Genomic DNA, 20,096 nt, shown 5'->3' on the forward strand with positions numbered 1-20,096 from the left:
CATTGATGGCTCGGCAGGGTTGTCAATTGAAACTTCCGCCCGCGTCGAGGTATGCGTCGATGGCCTGCTGCAGGCGGTCGAGTGCAGTGCCGTAGGAGGTGAACCCGCCGGTGCGCTGAGCCTCGCGCAAGTTGGCAAGAGCATCGTTGAGTTCGAGTACAGCAGCGGTGAGCTCTTCGGGCACCGGTACTCCCGGCGGTGCAGGAGTTATTTCCTGCGGCGCCGGCAGCGTCTCGGATGGCGGTGCAGTGGCCGCGTCGCCTCCTGGCGCAGTCGCCGCGACGCCGGTTCCGATCCCGAACACTTGGTCGAGCGCCTCCGCGAGTGTGGGCGCGTACCCGACGAGGACACCGCCGGTGCCCGGGTCTCTGTAGCTGACCAGGACGCGGGACAGCTGCGGGAACGTCGATCCGGCAGCGGAACTGGTCAGGCGCTCGGTGAAGAGGGGCTCGACGTAGAGAACGCCACCATCGGCGATCGGCAAGGTCAGCAGGTTGCCGTAATGGATGCGGTTCGACCGTTCGAGCAGGGTTCGCTCGGACGCTACCCGGGTATCGGAGATCATCGAGTTCTGAGTCTGCTGGGGGCCCTGGGTTTGGGTGTCTGTCGGCAATTGCAGGATCTCGATCTGCCCGTAGCCTTCGGGGTCCGACCGTGCCGAGATGTATGCGGACAGGAATTCGCGGTTGAACCCGACCATCGCGCTGGCGAGCCGGAACGACGGTTCGGCGGTCTCCTGGTCACCCACGAGGACGTAGTACGGCGGTTGTTGCCCATTGGTGTCGGCGGTGGGGTTGCTGGGCACCGACCAGAACGCGTTGTTGGTGAAGAACTCCCGCGGGTCGTCGACGTGGTACTTCGCGAGGCGCTCACGCTGGATCCGGAAGAGGTCCTGTGGGTAGCGGAAGTGCGCTCGAAGCTCGTCGGAGACCGACTCCGGAGGCTGCACCGTCCCGGGGAAGATCTTCATCCAAGCCGTCAGTACCGGATCGTTCTCGTCGACCTGGTAAAGGGTGATGGTGCCGTCGTAGGCGTCGACGGTGGCCTTGACCGAGTTGCGGACGTACGAGACTTCCTCGATCTGAGGGGGTACGCCGGGGGCTGTGACGACGGGTTCGGTCAGGGTGCCGGGCTGAGAGTAGGGGTAGTGATCGAGGGTGGTGTATGCATCGACGATCCAGATGATCCGTCCGTCGACGACCGCAGGATAGGGGTCGGCATCGGTTGTCAGCCAGGGCGCGACGAGTTCGACACGGGTTCTCGGGTCGCGGTTGAAGATGATCTTCGAATCGGGCCCGATAGCGCCGGAGAAGAGGATGTTCCGCTCCGTGTACTTGGCTGCGAACGCAAGTCGGTTGAACAAACTTCCCACGGGAGACCCACCAGCACCGGTGTAGGTGTATTTGGTTGTGTCGGTGTCGTATTCGCGCGGCGCCTCACCCTCCTTCGCTCCGACGATGGCATAGTCCGGGCTCGCCTGGGAGATCACCTCGCCGAAGTAGATGCGGGGCTGGTCGACCGGGATCAATTGTCGGTCGGTGCCCTGGGAAGCGATGTCGCTGACGGTGTAGATGGGGTATCCGCTGTCGCTGCTGGCGCTCTCGCCGACCTCGTCGCGAACGGCGGCATTGACCCGGTTCGCAGGTGCCGCGACGAACCCGTTGCCGTGTGTGTAGACGGTGTGTCGGTTGACCCACTGAGTCTGGTTGCCACTGAGACTGTTCGGGGACAACTCACGAGCGGCGACGATATAGTCGCCGACTTCTCCGTTGATCGTGTAGCGGTCTATGTCCAGCGTCTCGGTGAACCCATAGAAGTTCTTCAGCTGTTGCTGTTGGGTGAAGGTGGGCGAAAGCACGTTCGGGTCGAGTAACCGGGCGTTCGCGATGGTGGTGATATCGGCTGGCAGATCTCGAGGCGGCGTCGTGCCCACCCCTGGGTAGGCCTGATACTCGACACGATCAGGCCCGATCGCGTAGGCCTGGCGGGTCGCGTCGATATTGCGTTCGATGTAGGGGCTCTCGCGGTCGGCGGCGTTCGGGCGCACCGAGAACTGCTCTATCAGGGCCGGGAAGATTCCTCCGACGAGGATCGAGGACAAAACCAGCAAGGCAGCCGCCATAGCGGGGATCCGCAGATCTCGCACGACGGTCGCCGCGAAGAACGCTATCGCACAGATAATGGCGATCGAAAACAGAATCAGCCGGGACGGCAGCACGGCGTTGATATCGGTGTACCCGGCACCGGTGAAGGTGGGCTCTTTTCTGGCGCTCCACAGCAACGCGTACCGATCCAACCAATATGCGACCGCCTTGAGCACGATGAACGTACCCGCGAGGACGGCGAGCTGAATCCGTGCCGAGCGTGTCACCTCTATGCCGCTGCTCTTGGCCCGTTGCGACAGTCGTATCGCGCCGAAGAGGTAGTGCGTCAACAGGCTGATCACGAAGGCCAGAAAGACAGCGACGAACAGCCAGGTCAGGATCAGGCGGTACAGCGGCAGATCGAAGACATAGAAGCCGATGTCGTGACCGAACTCCGCGTCCACCGTTCCGAAGCTGCCACCACGGAGAAAGAGTTGCACAGTGTCCCAGTTCGCCTGTGCGCTCAGGCCGAAGGGCAGGGCGAGCAGCAGCGGGAGGCCGATACCGAACAATCGCGGGCGGCTCATCACCAGGGTCCGGTACTGCTCGATCGGATCTCTTGCTGCGGCGGACGACGCAAAGAGTGGGCGGGAGCGGTACGCCGCTGTCAGCGCGCCGAAGATCACGGCGCCGACCAGTAGGGTCACCACGATGAACAGGACCAACCGGGTGACGAGGACGGTTCCCCACACTCTGCGGTAGCCGACCTCACCGAACCACAGCCAGTCGGTATAGACCCCGACCAGGCGAGGACCGATCAGAAGCAGGGCGACGAAGACCAGGATCGTCGTGATCAAGGCAATCATCCGCCGGGACAGTGGGCGCACCCGCTCGGACGGCTGCATGCTCACCTCCCGCGGTTCGTCGCGCTCGAGCAGCTGGTCCGCCGAATAGCCGACACTTCCAGGCGGACAACGCGACCGTTTTGCCCAATTCTACGGGTGTAAGTCCCCATCCGCGCATCAAGAATGGGGATTCGGAGTGTTGAAGGTATCCGCCGTAAGACGCAGATTCTCGACGAGTCGAACGATCGGTGGACGCCGGAGTCAGCGGGCGGGCAGACTTCTAAATGTGAGAAGCAACCGACGACTCCCCCGACTCGGCTTGTTGCTCTCGGAGGGGGAACCCTCACCGCGGGTGTCCGGGGCAGCGCTGACAATGCTACGAGTCCTGGCGGGGTTGATGTGGTTGTACAACGTGGTGTGGAAAAATCCGCCCGATTTCGGCAGAAACAGCAATAGCGGCTTGTACGAATTCACGAGCGCAGCTGTCGATCATCCGGTATTCCCGCCGTTCAGTTGGGTGGTCGAGCATCTGGTACTGCCGAATTTCCTGCTATTCGGGTGGCTGACACTGGTGCTGGAGACGGTGTTGGCCGTCCTGCTGCTCACCGGAACATTCGTCCGGATCGCCGCGTTGCTCGGAATCGGGCAGTCACTGGCTATCGGCCTCTCTGTCGCAGAAGCGCCGGGCGAGTGGCCGTGGAGCTACTTCATGATGATCGGTATCCACATAGTCCTGCTGTGTACGTGGTCGACTCGGTATTTCGCGGTGGATGCCGTACGAGCGCAGACCCGAAGGGGGGACGGGCCCCACGCCGCAGCGTCCTTGCTTCGGACCTGGGGGATCGTGCTTGCGCTCCTCGGTGTCGCCGCCTTGATCGCGTCCTTCCAGACCGGTAGGTGGGCATCAGTCGGGGGGCTGGTCGGAACCGAAGATCTGCAAGTGGGACTCGGCAACTACAACCTCGCAGGCGCGATCGCCGTGCTCGTGGTTGCGGCGTTCGCCCTCGCGGGAGCAATCAGGGGCAGCCGCGAACTCGCCTACGCCGGCGCCGCTCTGGCGGTGCTCGCCGCTGTAAGCATCTACCTCCAGTCCAGCCGCACAGATGTGTGGCTGGGCGGCACGAATACCACCGCCGCCGTGTTCCTGTGCGCCGCGTTGGTCAGTGTTGCGACGGGACGGCTACTCCGGCGACCCCACCGGGTCGCCGGAGCTGCTTCGAAAATCATGCACCCGGGAGGGGCCTGAAGCTACGCAGGCTGTGCCCGGTGATAGTCAACCCGAATCACACCCCGAATCGAGGACCGGATGATTCCACACGAAGCACTTGGTCAGGTCACCGCGATTGCTCGCCAGAATGCTGAGCGGGTGGATATCGAGGGAGTATTTCCGGCAGAGGCCGTGGAGGCACTTCGTGGCAGCGGATTGTTGGGGCTGGTGTTGCCGGAGGAAGTCGGCGGCCTGGGTTGCGGCCCGGCGGAGTTCACCGAAGTCGTAGGTGAGCTGGCATCGGTCTGCGGATCGACTGCGATGGTCTACCTGATGCATACCGTCGCCGCAGTCACCTTCGCCGATGCGCCGCCTCCGGGGATGCCCGATCTACTTGCCGGGATGGCGAAGGGGGCTTTGCTGGGCACGGTGGCGTTCAGTGAGAAGGGCTCCCGCTCGCATTTCTGGGCGCCGGTCTCGTCCGCTTCCATGAATGGTGGCACCGTCTCGGTGCAGGCTGACAAGAGTTGGGTCACCTCCGCCGGCTTTGCCGATGTCTATTTGGTCTCGATGGGTTCGACCTCCAAGACAGCGGGGGAGGTCGACCTGTTTGCGATGGCGAAAGGCGCGGCGGGAATGACGGTGGCAGGCCCGTGGAAAGGGCTGGGGTTGCGAGGCAACGCGTCGTCACCCATGAGGATCGACTCGTCGATCCCGGTTGCCCACAGACTGGGAGATGAAGGCGCCGGGTTCGAGCTGATGATGAATACTGGGCTTCCTTGGTTCAACCTCGGCAATGCCGCCGTCTCGCTAGGCCTTTCGTCAGCCGCGAACGCCGCCGCGATCTCTCACGTCAGTAGCGCAAGGCTCGAGCATCAGGACGAAGCACTCTCGGCGTTGCCCACCATTCGGGCACAAATTGCGCGCATGGGTATCAGCCTCGCCGCGCAGCGAGCTTTCCTGGCGCACGCGGCGCGCAGCGTGAGTGACCCGGATGAGACGACGATGCTGAATGTGCTCGCAGTGAAGGCATCGGCCAACGATGCGGCACTGGAGATCACCGATACCGCCATGAGGGTGTGCGGAGGTGCCGCATTCTCCAAACACTTGCCGATAGAGCGAGCATTCCGCGACGCCCGAGCAGGATCGGTGATGGCCCCCACCGCAGATGTGCTCTACGACTTCTACGGCAAGGCCGTATCCGGCCTGCCCCTATTTTGAGGGGGAGCGTAATGACCAGACCATTGATTGTCGGCGCCGTCGCGTACAGCCCCAACATGGTGCCGATCTGGGAGGGAATCCGCGACTACTTCCGTGGCTCCGACGCCGAGATGGACTTCGTTCTCTACTCCAACTACGGTCGCCAGGTCGAAGAACTCATCGCCGGGCATATCGATATTGCCTGGAACACCAACCTCGCTTATGTGCGCACGGTCATGCAAACCGGGGGCCGCTGCATACCGCTCGCGCAACGTGATACCGACACAACCTTCAGCACTGTATTCGTGGCTCCGCCCGGCAGTGCCATCGCTGGACCGCCGGACTTCGCGGGGAGGCGTTTGGCCTTGGGATCGGCAGATTCAGCCCATGCGGCGATCTTGCCTCTTCACTATCTTGCTCAGTCGGGAGTCCCGACCGACGAGCTGTCCGTCAAGCGATTCGACAGCGACATCGGCAAACACGGCGACACCGGCCGCAGTGAACTCGACGCGATTGGCGCAGTTCTGGCCGGCGATGCGGACGTCGCGGCGATCGGAATCTCGACCTGGAACGCAATGGGCAGAGAAGAGTTGATGCCCGATGCACTCGAAGTGGTCTGGCGTACACCCGAGTACTGCCACTGCATGTTCACCGCCATGGACACCTTGCCCGCCGCGCGATATACGCCCTGGGTGGATCTGCTCCTCGAAATGGATTGGGATATCCCGGAGCATCGCAAGATTCTCGAACTCGAGGGGCTGCACCACTGGGTGAGGCCGCACCTGGACGGATACAAGAGCCTGTTCGCGGCCGTCGAGAAACAGGGTGTGGATTCGCGATGGTGATCCTGGACCTGATGCGACTGATGACGGGACTCCCCGACGGGGGAACTGGAGAGGTTGCAATCAGGTCCGGCGAGGATCTCGTATTGGCCAGAAGGTGGTGTGCCCGCAGCGGAAACACCATCGTTCGAGAGGACGTCGACGCCCGTGATATCGGGATGCTTGTCGTTCGGCGCGGACACGCACCCGATCCGCGTGACGCATTGGGTCCAGACCGGATGCCGGGCGCACGGCTCTGGCTCTATACGAACTTCCACTGCAACCTCGCGTGTGACTACTGCTGTGTCGCTTCGTCTCCGCGGGCACCGCGCCGCGAACTGGGCTTGGATCGGATCGCGCGGCTGGTCGCAGAAGCCGCCGACTGGGGGGTTGGGGAGATCTACCTGACCGGGGGCGAACCGTTCCTCCTTCCCGACATCGGGGAGATCGTCCGCACCTGCACGCAGACACTGCCGACAACGGTATTGACCAACGCAATGGTGTTCAAAGGGCGAGGACTGCGGTCGCTGGAGTCGATGCCCCGGCAGGGTCTGGCCCTACAGATCAGCCTCGATTCCGCCACCCCCGACCTCCACGACTCGCATCGCGGGGCCGGAAGCTGGGCCAAAGCGGTCGCGGGTATCCGATTGGCAAGAGAACTGGGTTTCCGCGTCCGTATCGCGGCCACGATCGCCTCGCCCCGGCCCGGGACGATCGCTGAACTGCACGAATTCTGCGATCACCTCGGAGTCGACCGTGACGACCAACTGATCAGGCCCATAGCGCGCCGGGGCGCCGCGGCCAAAGGCCTGATCATCACAACCGAAACACTCGTACCGGAGGTCACCGTCACCGCAGACGGGGTCTATTGGCACCCTGTCGCTGCGATCGATGACGATGCGCTCGTGACCCGCCAGATCGAGCCTCTGCGGCCCGCGCTCGACGAGATCTACGAGCGGTTCACCCAGCAGTGGGCGGTCGCCGCCACCGCCGCCGCACTTTTTCCCTGCGCTTGAAATCCCTTTACTTGGGCCCCTTCTTGGCGTCCCGGATGGGCCTGAACTCCGCACCAGAGTATTCTCATAACTGGATCGGACCGGACGGGATCTTTGATCGAGGTTCTGTGGGTCCACCGCCGAGAGAGCTGGAGCAGCGCAATGATGCCAGTACATCTACGCGACAGCGTGGTTCCGAAACACGAGCAACTCCGGGCAATCTTGCTACACAAGTGCACCAAGGAGTTACAACACGGCGATCTGATGACCAGTGAGCGAAAATTGATGAACGACTACGGCGTCAGCCGGATCACCGTTCGTGAAGCCATCGGTCAACTCGTCAACGAGGGATATCTTGTCCGGGTACGTGGCAAGGGCACCTTCGTTGCGCGTCGCCGCGTGCAGTCGAAGCTCCACCTCGCGTCGTTCACCGAGGAGATGCGGGCGCAGGGCCACACACCGACGACGGTGGTGCTCCTGAGGGAGGAGAGAGTGGCGCCCGAGGTCACCGCGAAGGCGTTGGGTCTGGCACCCAAAGCTGTTGCCTACCATATCAAGCGGCTGCGACTGGCGGACGGTGAGCCGGTGAGCGTCGACGACGGATGGTTCAACGCCACAGCATTTCCAGGACTGGTGGACCTCGATCTGACCGGGTCGATCTATAGTGCCACCGCGGAGCGTTACGGGATGCCGATCGACCGAGCGGAGCAAACTGTCAGTGCCGACGGCGCGAATTCGGAGATTGCGACGTTGCTCGGTATCAAGAAGGGCGCCCCGGTATTGTTTTTCGACCGGGTCTCCTTCAGCGGCTCAACCACTGTCGAGCACACTCGCAGTTGGTATCGGTCCGACCGCTATCAAGTGCAGATGGAAGTTCAGGCGCAGGAGCGAGATCCGCGCGGCGGTTGAGCCGCTGGCTCTGTCGTGCTTCTACGCGGGCCACTCGAACAGGCCGTCCCCAGTAGATACCTCGGCGTCAATCATGTTGGTGGCTACCGAGTTCGGTTTGGAATCCATGACGACAACGGGAGAGATGGCAGGGTACCCGGCGTTGTCGATCTCGTTCGGGTCGAACCGCACGACAGGATCGCCTGTATCGACCTCGTCTCCTTCTTGTGCCAGCAGGGTGAAGCCTTCGCCCTTCAACTTCACCGTGTCGATCCCCAGGTGGACCAGCACTCCGCCCCCTGCGGCGCCCAGAATCACGAACGCGTGCGGGTGCAGTTTGAGGAGCTTGCCCGAGATCGGCGCGCGCACCTCGAGGGCACCGCGGTTACGTTCGGGCTCGATCGCGACGCCTGCCCCCACCAACTGACCGGCGAATACAGGGTCGGGCACATCGGCAAGTGCAAGCACCCGCCCTGGCAGTGGGGCGCGCACGGAAAGCCTCACAGAGCATCCTCGATGTCGTCGGCGATCGCTTCCGCCTCGGGACCGACGACGACCTGGACTACGCTGCCTGTCTTGAGTACGCCGTGGGCCCCGGCGGCTTTGAGCGCAGCCTCGTCGACCTTGGAACCGTCCTTGACCTCGGTTCGCAGTCGGGTTATGCAGGCCTCGACCTCGCGGATGTTGTCGGGACCCCCGAGGCCGCTGATGATTGCACTCGCTTTGGACATGTGTTCTCCGTAGTCGTTCGTGTTCGTACTGTGGATCAATCGGCCAAGGTGGTAAGCCAGGTCACAATTCCTTGTTGACATCCAGCGTTCACCTGGTCAAACTGACAACTGGTTATGACCGGACAGTACCCCTTGAAGGGGTGATGCACAACAGTGTTCCGGGGGCCACGGTATGCGTGGCCGAACAGAGGAATAGTCAAGACGCCGATTCGGCGATTCGAAGCACAGAGAAGGTCGATATGACGGTCACGGAAGTCGCGCCGGAGGAGAAGAGCCCGAAGAAAGAATCGACTGTGTTCGCTGGGTTCCAGCGTCTGGGCCGTAGCCTGATGCTGCCCATCGCCGTGCTTCCCGCGGCGGGCATTCTGCTCAGACTTGGTCAAGACGATCTTCTCGGCCGTTTCGCTCCCCTGCAAACTGCCGCGACCATCATCTCAGCAGCGGGGCAGTCAGTGTTCACCTGGCTGCCCTTGATTTTTGCGGTCGGAATCGCCATCGGGTGGGCCAAGAAAGCCGACGGTTCGACGGCCCTCGCCGCGGTGGTCGGGTACATGGTCGTCAACGGCGTGTTCGAGGCGATGTCGCCGGTGGTCCTCGCAGGCCAGACCGACCCGAACGGCGATCAGGCGTTGATCGACTACGGCGTTCTCGGTGGCATCGTGATGGGTCTGCTGTCGGCGGTTCTGTGGCAACGCTTCTACCGCACCAAACTGCCCGAATATCTCGGATTCTTCAACGGACGCAGGCTGGTTCCCATTCTCACCGCCGTCACTGGTCTCGCCGTCGGCGTCCTGATGGCGTTCTTGTATCCGGCGTTCAATTCGGGACTGACATGGGTGGGTGAGACCGTCGCGGAGAACTCGGTAGTCGGTGGCGGCATCTACGGTATGGTCAACCGGTTGCTCCTTTCGACGGGACTGCATCACATTCTGAATTCCACGGTGTGGTTTCTCGTCGGCGACTATCACAACGCGAACGGCGACCTGGTACGCGGCGACCTCAACCGGTTCTTCGCCGGCGACCCGAGCGCAGGCGTCTTCATGACCGGATTCTTCCCGATCATGATGTTCGCGCTTCCCGCTGCCGCCCTGGCGATCTGGCGGTCCGCCAAGCCATCGCAGAAGAAGGTGGTGGGCGGCGTCATGCTCTCCACGGCGCTGACCGCGTTCCTCACCGGCATCACCGAGCCTCTCGAATTCGCGTTCATGTTCGTGGCCTGGCCGCTGTACCTGATCCACGCATTCCTCACGGGCACATCGATGGCGCTGGTCAATGCATTGGGAATCCATGACGGTTTCACGTTCTCGGCCGGCTTGATCGACTACCTCCTGAACTTCGGTAAGGCCACCAACGCCTGGATGCTGATCCCGATCGGGCTCGGGTACGCGGCGATCTACTTCCTGCTGTTCAGCTTCGTCATCAAGAAGTGGAACCTGCGCACCCCCGGCCGTGAGGACGAAGCGGAAATCGAATCTTCGGCGACTGATCTCGACGTCGAGCAGGCCGAGAAGTGACCAGTGCAACTATTTCGGCAGGTGGGCAGCGATGATCCTGCGGGGTAAGGCTGTAGTCGGGGACGGAACAATCGACGACGCAGTAGTCGTCACCAAGCGTGATCGAATTGCCTGGGTCGGCGCCGCCGATCAGTACCGTGGGGATAGTCCGTTGCCGCAGCCGACTTCCTCGGTTCTGCTTCCGGGGTTGATCGACCTACACTGCCACGGCGGTGGCGGTACCGAATTTTCCAGTTCCGACGCTGCTGGAGCTCGGCGCGCTGTTCACCACCATCGTGAGCAGGGGACTACTGGACTGCTCGGCAGCCTCGTCTCGGCGAGAGAGCCGGTACTGCTCCGTCAAGCGGAGGTTCTCGCCGGACTGGTCGAATCCGGCGAACTTCTGGGAATTCACTTGGAAGGACCGTTCATCTCGCGTGCCCGGTGCGGTGCGCAGGATCCCGACGCGATCGTGCCTGGCGATCCCGACCTGTTCGAAAGGGTCTGCGACGCGGCGCGAGGCACGGTCCGGTCGATGACGCTTGCGCCGGAGACCGCGCACTTCGGCGAACTGCTGGCCGCGATGCGCCGCCGTGGCGTGATGCCGAGCCTCGGTCACACTGACGCCGATGCCGCCACGACGTCCGCTCGGATCGCCGATGCGGCCGGCCATCCGCTGATAGCCACGCATCTGTTCAACGGGATGCCGCCGCTGCACCACCGGGCCCCGGGTGCGGCGGGTGCGTGCTTGGCGGCGGCCGGGCGCGGAGACATCATCGTCGAATTGATCGCCGATGGAACACATCTCGCACCTGAGACTGTGTCGATGGTATTCGACACGGTCGATCCGGACCAGATCGTCCTGGTCAGTGACGCCATGGTGGCCGCCGGGATGGAAGACGGCGACTATCAGCTCGGGCCCTTGGATGTGGTGGTCTCGCAGGGGGTGGCGAGGCTCACGACCGTCGACGGTTCGGAAGGGGCCATCGCGGCCAGCACAGCGCGGCTGTTGGACGTCGTCCGCTCGACGGTCCTCGACAGTGGTGTCGACCTCGGTGTCGCCGTCGCTTCTGCAAGCAGGATCCCGGCCAGGCTTCTCGGACTGGAGTTCGAGCGTGGCACCCTGATGCCAAACCAGCGTGCCGATATCGTCGTAACTGATCAGCAACTTCGGCCCTGTGGCGTAATCGTCGACGGTATGCCTGTGGGGGAGGAAGGAGTCGCATGGAATTCGTGATCCGTCCGACGCAGGCGGACGTCAGTTCGACTGTCGCGGACATCGTCGAGGGCTATGTGTGCGGAGGTCCGACGACGCTTGGTCTTGCGACAGGGTCTTCCCCGCTCGGTAGCTACAGGGAACTTGCACGTCGGCACCGCGAGTCCGGACTGGACTTTTCGAATGCGCGGGCGTTCTTGCTCGACGAATACGTCGGACTTCCGAAAAGCCATGACCAATCGTACTTTTCGGTGATTCGATCAGAGTTCGTCGACCACGTGAATCTCGATCCTGAACGGGTACTGAGTCCAGACGGGGAGGCTGCGGACATCGCGGCCGAAGGGGCGCGTTTCGACGCGGCGATCAGGGAGGCGGGCGGTATCGACGTGCAGCTTCTCGGTATCGGATCCGACGGCCACATCGGATTCAACGAGCCAGGCTCCTCGCTGAATTCGCGCACTCGCGTCAAGACGCTCACCGAGCAGACCAGGCTCGACAATGCGCGTTTCTTCGACACAGTCGACGATGTCCCGCATCACGTGATCACTCAGGGATTGGGCACTATCGGGGAAGCTCGGCACCTGGTGATGATCGCGTTCGGTGAAGGCAAGGCAGAGGCGATTGCCGCAGCCGCTGAAGGGCCGCTGAGCGCATTCTGCCCGGCTTCGGTGATCCAGTTGCACCAGCACGTGACGGTAGTGATCGACGAGGCCGCGGCGACTAGGTTGCAACTCGTCGACTACTACCGCTACGCCTTGGATAACAAGCCTCCCTGGCAAGCTTTCTGACCGATGCCCGTACTCGAGTTGGCGGTGCAGGATGCGGCGGGCGCCAGGATTGCCCGGCGCGCCGGCGCGGCGCGGGTGGAGTTGTGCGCCGCACTCGGCGCGACCGGTGGGTTGACCCCGAGCATTGGCATGATCGAAGCCGTTGCCGAGCAAGGAATCGATGTTCACCCGCTGGTGCGGTGTAGGCCTGGCGGATTCGTCTACGATGCCGACGAGATCGCGGTAATGGCCCGGGACGTCCGGGCTGCGGTGGGTGCGGGCGCCTCCGGCGTTGTGCTCGGCGCGCTCACTTCCTTCGGGTCCGTAGACAGCGAGACCATGGCCCGCTTGCTCGACAACGTGGACCGATCTGTCGTCGAGGTGACGTTCCATCGCGCGATGGATGTCGTCAACTATCGGGCGGCGGCGCTCGATGCGCTCGTCGGATTGGGCGTCACCCGTGTTCTGACCTCGGGTGGAGCACCGCGGTGCATCGATGGCGTCCAAGCTCTGTCCGGCATGGTCGCTCACGCCTGCGGTCGAATCCAGGTGATGGCCGGGGGCGGGATTCGCGTCGAGGACATCGCTGCCGTCGCGGGCACCGGCGTGGACGCCGTACACCTCTCTGCCCGCCGCAACGTGGCCGACAGCGGCGGTCCGGGCGGCGGTTCCGGCGGATACGACACGATCGACGAAGCGCTCGCCCGGGCGGCGGCCCGGGCGCTGGAAGTCTAGATTTTCGTCCATCGCGTTTGGGCGGCGGGACTCGGTCATCAGCCTAGACATGCATGGACATCCAACTATAGGATGGTCGACATATTGGGTACTCCCAGATTCATCGAGCAAGAAACGGGTCCGCACAATGGTTCAAGAGCTATCACACTTTGTCGGCGGCAAGCGTGTCCCCGGTGTCTCGAACAAGTTCGGCGACGTCTACGACCCCAACTCCGGTGGGGTGCAGGCGCGCGTGCCTCTCGCGAACAAGGCCGAGGCGGAGGCGGCTATCGCGAACGCGGTGGATGCTCAGCGGGAGTGGGCTGCGTTCAACCCGCAGAAACGCGCCCGCGTGCTGATGAAGTTCCTCCAGCTCGCGCAGGGGGAAATGGAGTCGCTGGCGCGGCTGCTGTCCTCCGAGCACGGCAAGACCATCCCCGACGCCAAGGGCGACGTCCAGCGCGGCCTCGAGGTCATCGAGTTCGCGCTCGGTGCCCCGCACCTCCTGAAGGGCGAATACACCGAATCCGCCGGAGACGGCATCGACGTTTACTCCATGCGTCAGCCACTCGGCGTCGTAGCGGGCATCACGCCGTTCAATTTCCCTGCCATGATTCCACTCTGGAAGGCGGGCCCCGCGCTCGCCGCCGGCAATGCGTTCATTCTCAAGCCGTCCGAGCGCGACCCGTCGGTGCCGTTGCGACTTGCCGAACTGTTCCTCGAAGCCGGGCTGCCCGCTGGGGTATTCAACGTGGTCAACGGCGACAAAGAGGTTGTCGATGTACTACTCACCGACGACCGCATCAAGGCTGTCGGCTTCGTCGGGTCGACCCCGATCGCGCAGTACATCTACGAGACCGCGGCCGCCCACGGCAAGCGGGCTCAGTGCTTCGGTGGCGCCAAGAACCACGCGATCGTGATGCCCGACGCCAACCTCGACGAGGTTGCGGACGCACTCGTCGGCGCCGGCTACGGCTCCGCAGGAGAGCGTTGCATGGCGATCTCCGTCGCCGTTCCGGTCGGCGAGGAGACCGCCGACGCGCTCGTCGCCAAGCTCCGTGAGCGCGTGGCCAACCTGCGGATCGGACGTAGTGACGAAGAGGGAGTCGACTTCGGTCCGCTTGTCGGTAAGGACGGTGTCGACCGGGTGAACAACTACATCCAGATCGGCCTCGACGAGGGCGCAGAGGCAGTCGTAGACGGTCGCGGCTTCAGTCTCGAAGGCCACGAGAATGGATTCTTCGTCGGCGCGACGCTGTTCGACAAGGTCACCACCGACATGCGCATCTACAAGGAAGAGATCTTCGGGCCGGTGCTGCTGGTGGCTCGCGCTGCGGACTACGAGGAGGCACTGCGTCTGCCGACCGAGCACGAGTACGGCAACGGTGTCGCGATCTTCACCAGTGATGGCGACACCGCGCGGGACTTCACCAACCGCGTGAACGTGGGCATGGTCGGTGTCAACGTCCCGATCCCGGTGCCGATTGCGTACCACACTTTCGGCGGCTGGAAGCGCTCCGGATTCGGCGATCTCAACCAGCACGGCCCCGACTCCTTCCGCTTCTACACGAAGACGAAGACCGTGACGCAGCGCTGGCCTTCCGGCAAGAAGGAGCAGGCCGACCACTTCGTCATCCCCACGATGAACTGAGCGGACCGATATGTTCACCTTGACCGACGACGAGCGGGCGATTCGCGACACGGCCCGTGACTTCGCGGCCGAACATCTAGCGCCCCACGCCGTGGAATGGGATCAGACCAAGCACTTCCCGGTGGACGTCCTTCGCAAGGCGGCGTCTCTCGGGATGGGCGGCATCTACATCCGTGAGGACGTGGGCGGGTCGGGGCTGACTCGGGTCGACGCCGCCCGGATCTTCGAGCAGCTCGCCTCGGGCTGCCCGTCCATCGCCGCGTACATCTCCATCCACAACATGGTCGCCTGGATGATCGACAAGTTCGGCACCGACGAACAGAGACGCACCTGGGTCCCTGGGCTGTGCGCGATGGACCAACTCGGCAGCTACTGCCTCACCGAGCCAGGTGCCGGCTCGGACGCGGCGGCACTGAGCACCCGGGCGGTGCGCGACGGCGACGTTTTCGTGCTCAACGGGGTCAAGCAGTTCATCTCCGGTGCGGGCACGTCCGACGTGTATGTGGTGATGGCGCGTTCCGGAGGCAGCGGCCCGAAGGGCATCTCGGCGTTCATCGTGCCCAAGGACTCGCGGGGCCTGTCGTTCGGGGCCAACGAGGCGAAGATGGGCTGGAATGCTCAGCCCACCCGACAGGTGATCTTCGAGGACGTTCGAGTTCCGGTCGCGAATCTGCTGGGCTCCGAGGGTGACGGGTTCCGGATTGCCATGTCCGGCCTGAACGGCGGTCGGCTCAACATCGCCGCATGCTCCGTCGGTGGCGCGCAGGCCGCCTTCGACAAGGCGGTCGCCTACCTCGCAGATCGCAGCGCGTTCGGTGCGCCGCTGATCGACTCGCAGGCACTGCAGTTCCAGATCGCTGACATGCGCACCGAGTTGGAGGCGGCGCGCACCTTGCTGTGGCGGGCTGCGGCGGCACTGGACGAGGAAGCTCCCGATGTCGTCGAGCTCTGTGCGATGGCCAAGCGATTCGCCACGGATACCGGATTCGACGTCGCGAACAAGGCCCTGCAACTGCACGGCGGTTACGGCTATCTTGCGGAGTACGGAATCGAGAAGATCGTCCGCGACCTCCGCGTCCACCAGATTCTCGAGGGCAGTAACGAGATCATGCGGGTGATCATCGCCCGGAGCGTTGTCGGGCGAGCGGTACAGGGAAAGCAAGGAGCGCCATGACTGACACAGGTACGGGTTCGCCTGATGTTCTGATCCGAAAGACAGGCGGACTCGGCCGGATCATCCTCAATCGACCCAAGGCCATCAACGCGCTGAACCACGCCATGGTGCGACAGATCGCCGCGGCCCTGGCCGAGTGGTCAGACGACGAAGACGTACGCGTGGTAGTGCTCACCGGTGCAGGCGAGCGGGGGCTGTGCGCGGGCGGCGATATCGTCTCGATCTATCACGACGCCAAGGAAGGCGGCACGGGCTCGCGTGAATTCTGGCGTGACGAGTACATCCTCAACGCCGCCATCGCGCGCTACCGCAAGCCGTACGTGGCGATCATGGACGGCATCGTGATGGGCGGCGGGGTCGGTGTCTCCGCGCACGGCAGCGTCCGCGTCGTCACTGAGCGTTCTATGATCGGCATGCCCGAGACCGGCATAGGCTTCGTTCCAGACGTCGGGGGGACGTACTTGCTCGCCCGTACGCCGGGCGAACTGGGTACTCATATCGCGCTGACGACCGCACGGCTCAGCGCGGGCGACGCGATCGCATGTGGATTCGCCGACCATTTCGTCCCCTCCGCGAAAATCGACGACTTCATCGAGAAGCTGTCGACGGTGTCGGTGGACGAGGCGCTCACCATCTTCTCCGAACCGGCTCCGGTCTCGGACCTGCTGGCGCAACGGAGCTGGATCGACGCCGCGTACTCGACCGACTCTCTCGCCGACATCGTCTCCCGGTTGCGTGGCAGCGGTGTTCCGGAAGCGAAGAAAGCAGCTGAGCAAGTGCTTTCGAAGTCGCCGACCGCATGTGCGGTCGCGTTGCGCTCGTTACGCCGTGCCAGGGCCGCGGGCAGCATCGAGGAAGTACTGAACGAGGAATTCCGCGTCTCCGTCGCGTGCTTGCGATCCCACGACCTGGTCGAGGGAATCCGGGCACAGGTGGTCGAAAAAGACCGCAATCCGCAATGGTCGCCTGCCACGATCGAAGAGGTGGACAGCGATCGGGTCGATTCGTTCTTCGAGCCCCTCGGCGCGCTCGAGCTCGGACTCACGGCACCACAGCCACAGCACTGATCACCAGCCACAAACGTCCAGGAGGGACCTCTATGAGCATTTCTGTCGGTTTTCTGGGGCTCGGCCACATGGGCGGCCCCATGGCGTCCAACCTCGTGAACGCGGGTCACAACGTCGTCGGCTTCGATCCGGTTCCTGCCGCGCTCGAACAGGCCGGGAAAGCGGGTGTATCCGTCGTCGAGTCAGCGGAAGCTGCGGTCGGTGGGTCTGATGTCGTGATCACGATGCTGCCGAGCGGGCAACACGTTCTCAGCCTGTACGAGCAGATCCTGCCCGCCGCGAAGCCCGGCACATTGTTCATCGATTGCTCCACTATCGACGTCGCTGACGCTCGCACAGCGCACCAGCAGGCCGTCGAGGCCGGCCACCGTGCGGTGGACGCACCGGTCTCGGGTGGCGTCGTCGGCGCCACGGCAGGAACCCTCGCATTCATGGTCGGAGGTTCCGAGCAGGACTTCACCGCCGCCGAGCCGATTCTGGACGTGATGGGGAAGAAGGTCGTCCACTGCGGTAGTCCTGGCAACGGGCAGGCTGCGAAGATTTGCAACAACATGATTCTCGGTGTCTCGATGATCGCGGTCAGCGAGGCATTCGTCCTCGGTGAGAAACTTGGGCTGAGTAACCAGGCACTGTTCGACGTCGCGTCCAACGCATCGGGACAGTGCTGGGCCCTTGTCGCCAACTGCCCCGTGCCTGGGCCCGTTCCGACGAGCCCGGCCAACAGGGATTACGAGCCGGGTTTCGCGGCCAGTTTGATGGACAAGGATCTCGGTCTCGCCGCGAATGCACTGCGTGCGAACGGTGTCGAAGCGGATCTAGGGCTGCGTGCTGCAGAGCTCTACAGCAGCTTTAACGCGGCCGGTGGCGGTGGGCAAGACTTCTCGGCCATCATCAAAGACGTCCGCGAACGTTCCAGCCGAAAGACCGAGGCAGACCAGTGACCGACTTCGAGACCATCCTGTTAGAGCGCAAGGGGCGCGTGGGTGTGATCACCCTCAACCGCCCGAAAGCGCTGAATGCGTTGAACTCCGAGCTGATGCGCGAGGTCGTGGCAGCGGTGGACGAACTAGAGGGTGACACCGAGATCGGCGCCATCGTCATCACCGGTTCCGACCGCGCGTTCGCAGCGGGCGCCGACATCAAGGAGATGCAGCCGAAGTCATACATGGACGTCTATCTCGAAGACTTCTTCGCGGCGTGGGACCGGCTGGCAGCCGCTCGCAAACCGACGATCGCCGCGGTCGCAGGGTATGCCCTCGGTGGCGGATGTGAGCTGGCAATGATGTGCGACATCCTCCTCGCTGCGGACACCGCCAAGTTCGGTCAGCCCGAGATCAAGCTCGGTGTCATCCCGGGTATCGGCGGTTCGCAGCGTCTCACACGCGCGGTGGGCAAGGCCAAGGCTATGGAACTGTGTCTGACCGGGCGGAACATGGACGCCGAGGAGGCTGAACGAGCCGGGCTCGTGTCCCGTATCGTGCCTGCCGCGGATCTGCTCGAGGAGGCGCTGAAGACCGCGACGACCGTCGCCGAAATGTCGCTTCCCGTCGCCATGATGGCGAAGGAGGCCGTCAACCGGGCGTTCGAGACCACCCTGTCCGAGGGGGTCCGGTTCGAACGGCGGGTGTTCCATTCGGCCTTCGCGACAGAGGACCAGAAGGAAGGCATGGCAGCGTTCGTCGAGAAGCGTTCGCCGGTGTTCAAACACCGCTAGACCACTACATCGATAGCCCCGCACCGCTCTCAGGTGCGGGGCGATGACCGTGCTTCACCACCTACCGGGTGTGTCCCCGGTGTCGAAATCTCCTGCTTCGCGTCGTAGTTCGGCGAGGATGGTGACGAGTTGCTCCAACTTGTCGCCGGAGACTCCAGGCTGTGAGAACACCTGAGCGTTCAGTCTCTCGGTGGATTCGAGGGCAAGTTTCCTTCCCTCATCGGTGATTTCGATGAGGGTGGCCCGACGGTCGCTCGGATGTGGAATGCGTCGAACGAGATTCGCAGCCTCTAGACGATCGACGGCGTTCGTGACGCTGGTGGGGTGGACCTGAAGGCGTGCGCTGGCCTTCGCCATCGGCAAGGCGCCGGTGCGGGTGAAGGTGAGCAGCGTCAGGAGCTCGTACCTCGCGAACGTCAGCCCCGAGGGCTTGAGCACCTCTTCTACGCGGGCCATCATGATCTGCTGCGCTCGCATCACTGAGGTCACCGCGGCCATGCCGTCCGCGACGTCACCCCAGCCATGTTTCGTCCACTGCCGATGGGCCTCTTCGATGGGGTCGAGATGAAGTGGTGACGGTGGTGGCATGTCTCGATCATCCCACGTGGGACGTGCGAGTGGCGTCACCCGCCTTACCGTTCGGCCATGTAATCATGGGACAGTGGCAGGGTATGAGCGGGTCAGCACGGTCACTCGAGACGGAATGACCTTCGATGTTCGCGATGACGGGCCGATCGACGGAGTCCCAGTGGTTCTCTTGCACGGATTTCCACAGGATTCGCGGTCGTGGAACGCGTTGGCGCCCTTGCTGCACCGACGTGGCTTTCGTACGCTCGCTCCGGACCAACGGGGCTACTCTCCGGGGGCGCGGCCACGGCCCAGGTGGGCCTACCGCATCTCGGAGCTGCAGCAAGACATCGTGGCTCTCATCGACCAGGCAGGGCTCGGTCCTGTGCATCTCGTGGGGCACGATTGGGGTGCGGTCGTGGCGTGGGAGGTGGCGGCAGCCTCGCCCGACCGGGTACGTACACTGACGGCGCTCTCGGTGCCGCATCCGGGAGCATTCGTGCGGGCGCTCCTGACCAGCAGTCAGATCGTGAAATCCTGGTACATGTTCGCCTTCCAAGTACCGTGGATTCCGGAGCGGCTGATGGCGGAAGACGGTGTCGTATACCGGAAACTGCGTGCAAGCGGTCATTCGGCGGCCGCCGCGAAACGCGACCTGGAGCCGATGCGCGACTACGCTCGGGCGCGAGGTGCGCTGAATTGGTACCGCGCACTACCTTTCGCCATATTCGGATCGGTCTCCAAGAAAGTGCGGGTACCGACTCTGTTCGTGTGGAGCGACGGTGACGTCGCCATCGGACCGGTGGGGCCCATACTGACGTCGCGATTCGTGGATGCTCCGTACACCTACGAAGTGTTCCGCGGTGTCAGCCACTGGATTCCGGACGAGGCGGCCGAGCGGCTCGACGAACTAGTCGGCAACCACCTGCGCGACCGGCCCTGATGCGAATTACGAGGTGTCT

Annotated in this window: 19 protein-coding genes; 15 read left to right on the forward strand and 4 right to left on the reverse strand. The window is 63.5% G+C overall.

Translation table 11 applies throughout. From position 1 onward, the window contains the following. Positions 1-22: 22 nt before the first annotated feature. Positions 23-2,989 (reverse strand): UPF0182 family protein, encoded by a 2,967-nt coding sequence (locus tag AB0I57_RS16530; RefSeq protein ID WP_358337301.1) that lies wholly within the window; start codon positions 2,987-2,989, stop codon positions 23-25. A gap of 313 nt (positions 2,990-3,302) precedes the next feature. On the opposite strand from AB0I57_RS16530, the gene AB0I57_RS16535 reads away from it, so the two are divergent. The 5 genes from AB0I57_RS16535 (at position 3,303) to AB0I57_RS16555 (ending at position 8,061) form a co-directional block, all read left to right on the forward strand. After that, positions 3,303-4,175, forward strand: a complete 873-nt coding sequence (locus tag AB0I57_RS16535) for a hypothetical protein (protein WP_358337566.1) — start codon at positions 3,303-3,305, stop codon at positions 4,173-4,175. Between the two features lie 60 nt (positions 4,176-4,235). Beyond that, positions 4,236-5,357 carry an acyl-CoA dehydrogenase family protein gene (locus AB0I57_RS16540; RefSeq protein ID WP_358337304.1) on the forward strand — a complete coding sequence of 374 codons (1,122 nt, stop codon included), beginning with the start codon at positions 4,236-4,238 and terminating at the stop codon, positions 5,355-5,357. A gap of 11 nt (positions 5,358-5,368) precedes the next feature. Then, positions 5,369-6,181: a PhnD/SsuA/transferrin family substrate-binding protein gene (locus AB0I57_RS16545; protein WP_358337306.1), complete on the forward strand. Its 813-nt coding sequence runs from the start codon at positions 5,369-5,371 to the stop codon at positions 6,179-6,181. After that, complete coding sequence (locus tag AB0I57_RS16550; protein WP_358337308.1) at positions 6,175-7,173, forward strand: radical SAM protein; 999 nt, start codon at positions 6,175-6,177, stop codon at positions 7,171-7,173. Before AB0I57_RS16545 ends, AB0I57_RS16550 begins: the two co-directional genes overlap by 7 nt. 141 nt (positions 7,174-7,314) lie before the next feature. After that, positions 7,315-8,061, forward strand: a complete 747-nt coding sequence (locus AB0I57_RS16555; protein WP_358337310.1) for a GntR family transcriptional regulator — start codon at positions 7,315-7,317, stop codon at positions 8,059-8,061. 21 nt (positions 8,062-8,082) lie between these two features. Here AB0I57_RS16555 and AB0I57_RS16560 read toward each other — a convergent pair whose 3' ends face one another. Continuing rightward, entirely contained in the window at positions 8,083-8,544 is a 462-nt protein-coding gene (locus tag AB0I57_RS16560) for a PTS glucose transporter subunit IIA (protein ID WP_358337312.1), read from the reverse strand. Beyond that, positions 8,541-8,771: a PTS glucose/sucrose transporter subunit IIB gene (locus tag AB0I57_RS16565; protein WP_358337315.1), complete on the reverse strand. Its 231-nt coding sequence runs from the start codon at positions 8,769-8,771 to the stop codon at positions 8,541-8,543. The genes AB0I57_RS16560 and AB0I57_RS16565 overlap by 4 nt, the downstream gene beginning before the upstream one ends. Before the next feature lie 239 nt (positions 8,772-9,010). On the opposite strand from AB0I57_RS16565, the gene AB0I57_RS16570 reads away from it, so the two are divergent. The 9 genes from AB0I57_RS16570 (at position 9,011) to AB0I57_RS16610 (ending at position 18,567) form a co-directional block, all read left to right on the forward strand. Further along, positions 9,011-10,285 (forward strand): PTS transporter subunit EIIC, encoded by a 1,275-nt coding sequence (locus AB0I57_RS16570; protein WP_358337318.1) that lies wholly within the window; start codon positions 9,011-9,013, stop codon positions 10,283-10,285. A gap of 31 nt (positions 10,286-10,316) precedes the next feature. After that, complete coding sequence (locus tag AB0I57_RS16575; RefSeq protein WP_358337321.1) at positions 10,317-11,501, forward strand: amidohydrolase family protein; 1,185 nt, start codon at positions 10,317-10,319, stop codon at positions 11,499-11,501. After that, entirely contained in the window at positions 11,489-12,268 is a 780-nt protein-coding gene (gene nagB / locus AB0I57_RS16580) for a glucosamine-6-phosphate deaminase (RefSeq protein WP_358337324.1), read from the forward strand. The genes AB0I57_RS16575 and nagB overlap by 13 nt, the downstream gene beginning before the upstream one ends. A gap of 3 nt (positions 12,269-12,271) precedes the next feature. Then, complete coding sequence (locus tag AB0I57_RS16585; RefSeq protein WP_358337327.1) at positions 12,272-12,982, forward strand: copper homeostasis protein CutC; 711 nt, start codon at positions 12,272-12,274, stop codon at positions 12,980-12,982. A 127-nt stretch (positions 12,983-13,109) separates the two neighbouring features. Continuing rightward, complete coding sequence (locus AB0I57_RS16590) at positions 13,110-14,612, forward strand: CoA-acylating methylmalonate-semialdehyde dehydrogenase (RefSeq protein ID WP_358337330.1); 1,503 nt, start codon at positions 13,110-13,112, stop codon at positions 14,610-14,612. A gap of 10 nt (positions 14,613-14,622) precedes the next feature. After that, entirely contained in the window at positions 14,623-15,786 is a 1,164-nt protein-coding gene (locus AB0I57_RS16595; protein ID WP_358337333.1) for an isobutyryl-CoA dehydrogenase, read from the forward strand. Continuing rightward, positions 15,783-16,853 (forward strand): enoyl-CoA hydratase/isomerase family protein, encoded by a 1,071-nt coding sequence (locus tag AB0I57_RS16600; protein ID WP_358337336.1) that lies wholly within the window; start codon positions 15,783-15,785, stop codon positions 16,851-16,853. The genes AB0I57_RS16595 and AB0I57_RS16600 overlap by 4 nt, the downstream gene beginning before the upstream one ends. Beyond that, positions 16,853-17,794, forward strand: a complete 942-nt coding sequence (gene mmsB, locus AB0I57_RS16605) for a 3-hydroxyisobutyrate dehydrogenase (RefSeq protein WP_358337569.1) — start codon at positions 16,853-16,855, stop codon at positions 17,792-17,794. Before AB0I57_RS16600 ends, mmsB begins: the two co-directional genes overlap by 1 nt. After that, on the forward strand, positions 17,791-18,567 hold the full coding sequence (locus AB0I57_RS16610) for an enoyl-CoA hydratase (RefSeq protein WP_358337339.1): 777 nt from the start codon (positions 17,791-17,793) through the stop codon (positions 18,565-18,567). Before mmsB ends, AB0I57_RS16610 begins: the two co-directional genes overlap by 4 nt. Positions 18,568-18,621: 54 nt before the next feature. On the opposite strand, the gene AB0I57_RS16615 is transcribed toward AB0I57_RS16610, so the two are convergent. Continuing rightward, a complete protein-coding gene (locus tag AB0I57_RS16615; RefSeq protein WP_358337342.1) occupies positions 18,622-19,155 on the reverse strand; it encodes a MarR family transcriptional regulator in 534 nt (177 codons plus the stop codon). A gap of 73 nt (positions 19,156-19,228) precedes the next feature. Between AB0I57_RS16615 and AB0I57_RS16620 the strand changes: the two genes are divergently transcribed. Continuing rightward, on the forward strand, positions 19,229-20,077 hold the full coding sequence (locus AB0I57_RS16620; protein ID WP_358337345.1) for an alpha/beta fold hydrolase: 849 nt from the start codon (positions 19,229-19,231) through the stop codon (positions 20,075-20,077). Positions 20,078-20,096 lie beyond the last annotated feature (19 nt).

This window comes from Rhodococcus sp. NPDC049939, from assembly GCF_040656415.1.
GTDB lineage: Bacteria > Actinomycetota > Actinomycetes > Mycobacteriales > Mycobacteriaceae > Rhodococcus_F.

Excerpts from the sequence above, each read along its gene's own strand:
- AB0I57_RS16575 (WP_358337321.1), top strand. The coding sequence starts at position 10,317 with ATGATCCTGCGGGGTAAGGCTGTAGTCGGGGACGGAACAATCGACGAC.
- AB0I57_RS16565 (WP_358337315.1), bottom strand. The coding sequence starts at position 8,771 with ATGTCCAAAGCGAGTGCAATCATCAGCGGCCTCGGGGGTCCCGACAAC.
- AB0I57_RS16540 (WP_358337304.1), top strand. The coding sequence starts at position 4,236 with ATGATTCCACACGAAGCACTTGGTCAGGTCACCGCGATTGCTCGCCAG.
- AB0I57_RS16535 (WP_358337566.1), top strand. The coding sequence starts at position 3,303 with ATGCTACGAGTCCTGGCGGGGTTGATGTGGTTGTACAACGTGGTGTGG.
- AB0I57_RS16590 (WP_358337330.1), top strand. The coding sequence starts at position 13,110 with ATGGTTCAAGAGCTATCACACTTTGTCGGCGGCAAGCGTGTCCCCGGT.
- nagB (WP_358337324.1), top strand. The coding sequence starts at position 11,489 with ATGGAATTCGTGATCCGTCCGACGCAGGCGGACGTCAGTTCGACTGTC.
- AB0I57_RS16615 (WP_358337342.1), bottom strand. The coding sequence starts at position 19,155 with ATGCCACCACCGTCACCACTTCATCTCGACCCCATCGAAGAGGCCCAT.
- AB0I57_RS16600 (WP_358337336.1), top strand. The coding sequence starts at position 15,783 with ATGACTGACACAGGTACGGGTTCGCCTGATGTTCTGATCCGAAAGACA.
- AB0I57_RS16545 (WP_358337306.1), top strand. The coding sequence starts at position 5,369 with ATGACCAGACCATTGATTGTCGGCGCCGTCGCGTACAGCCCCAACATG.
- AB0I57_RS16550 (WP_358337308.1), top strand. The coding sequence starts at position 6,175 with ATGGTGATCCTGGACCTGATGCGACTGATGACGGGACTCCCCGACGGG.
- AB0I57_RS16555 (WP_358337310.1), top strand. The coding sequence starts at position 7,315 with ATGATGCCAGTACATCTACGCGACAGCGTGGTTCCGAAACACGAGCAA.
- AB0I57_RS16530 (WP_358337301.1), bottom strand. The coding sequence starts at position 2,989 with ATGCAGCCGTCCGAGCGGGTGCGCCCACTGTCCCGGCGGATGATTGCC.
- AB0I57_RS16585 (WP_358337327.1), top strand. The coding sequence starts at position 12,272 with ATGCCCGTACTCGAGTTGGCGGTGCAGGATGCGGCGGGCGCCAGGATT.
- AB0I57_RS16595 (WP_358337333.1), top strand. The coding sequence starts at position 14,623 with ATGTTCACCTTGACCGACGACGAGCGGGCGATTCGCGACACGGCCCGT.
- AB0I57_RS16570 (WP_358337318.1), top strand. The coding sequence starts at position 9,011 with ATGACGGTCACGGAAGTCGCGCCGGAGGAGAAGAGCCCGAAGAAAGAA.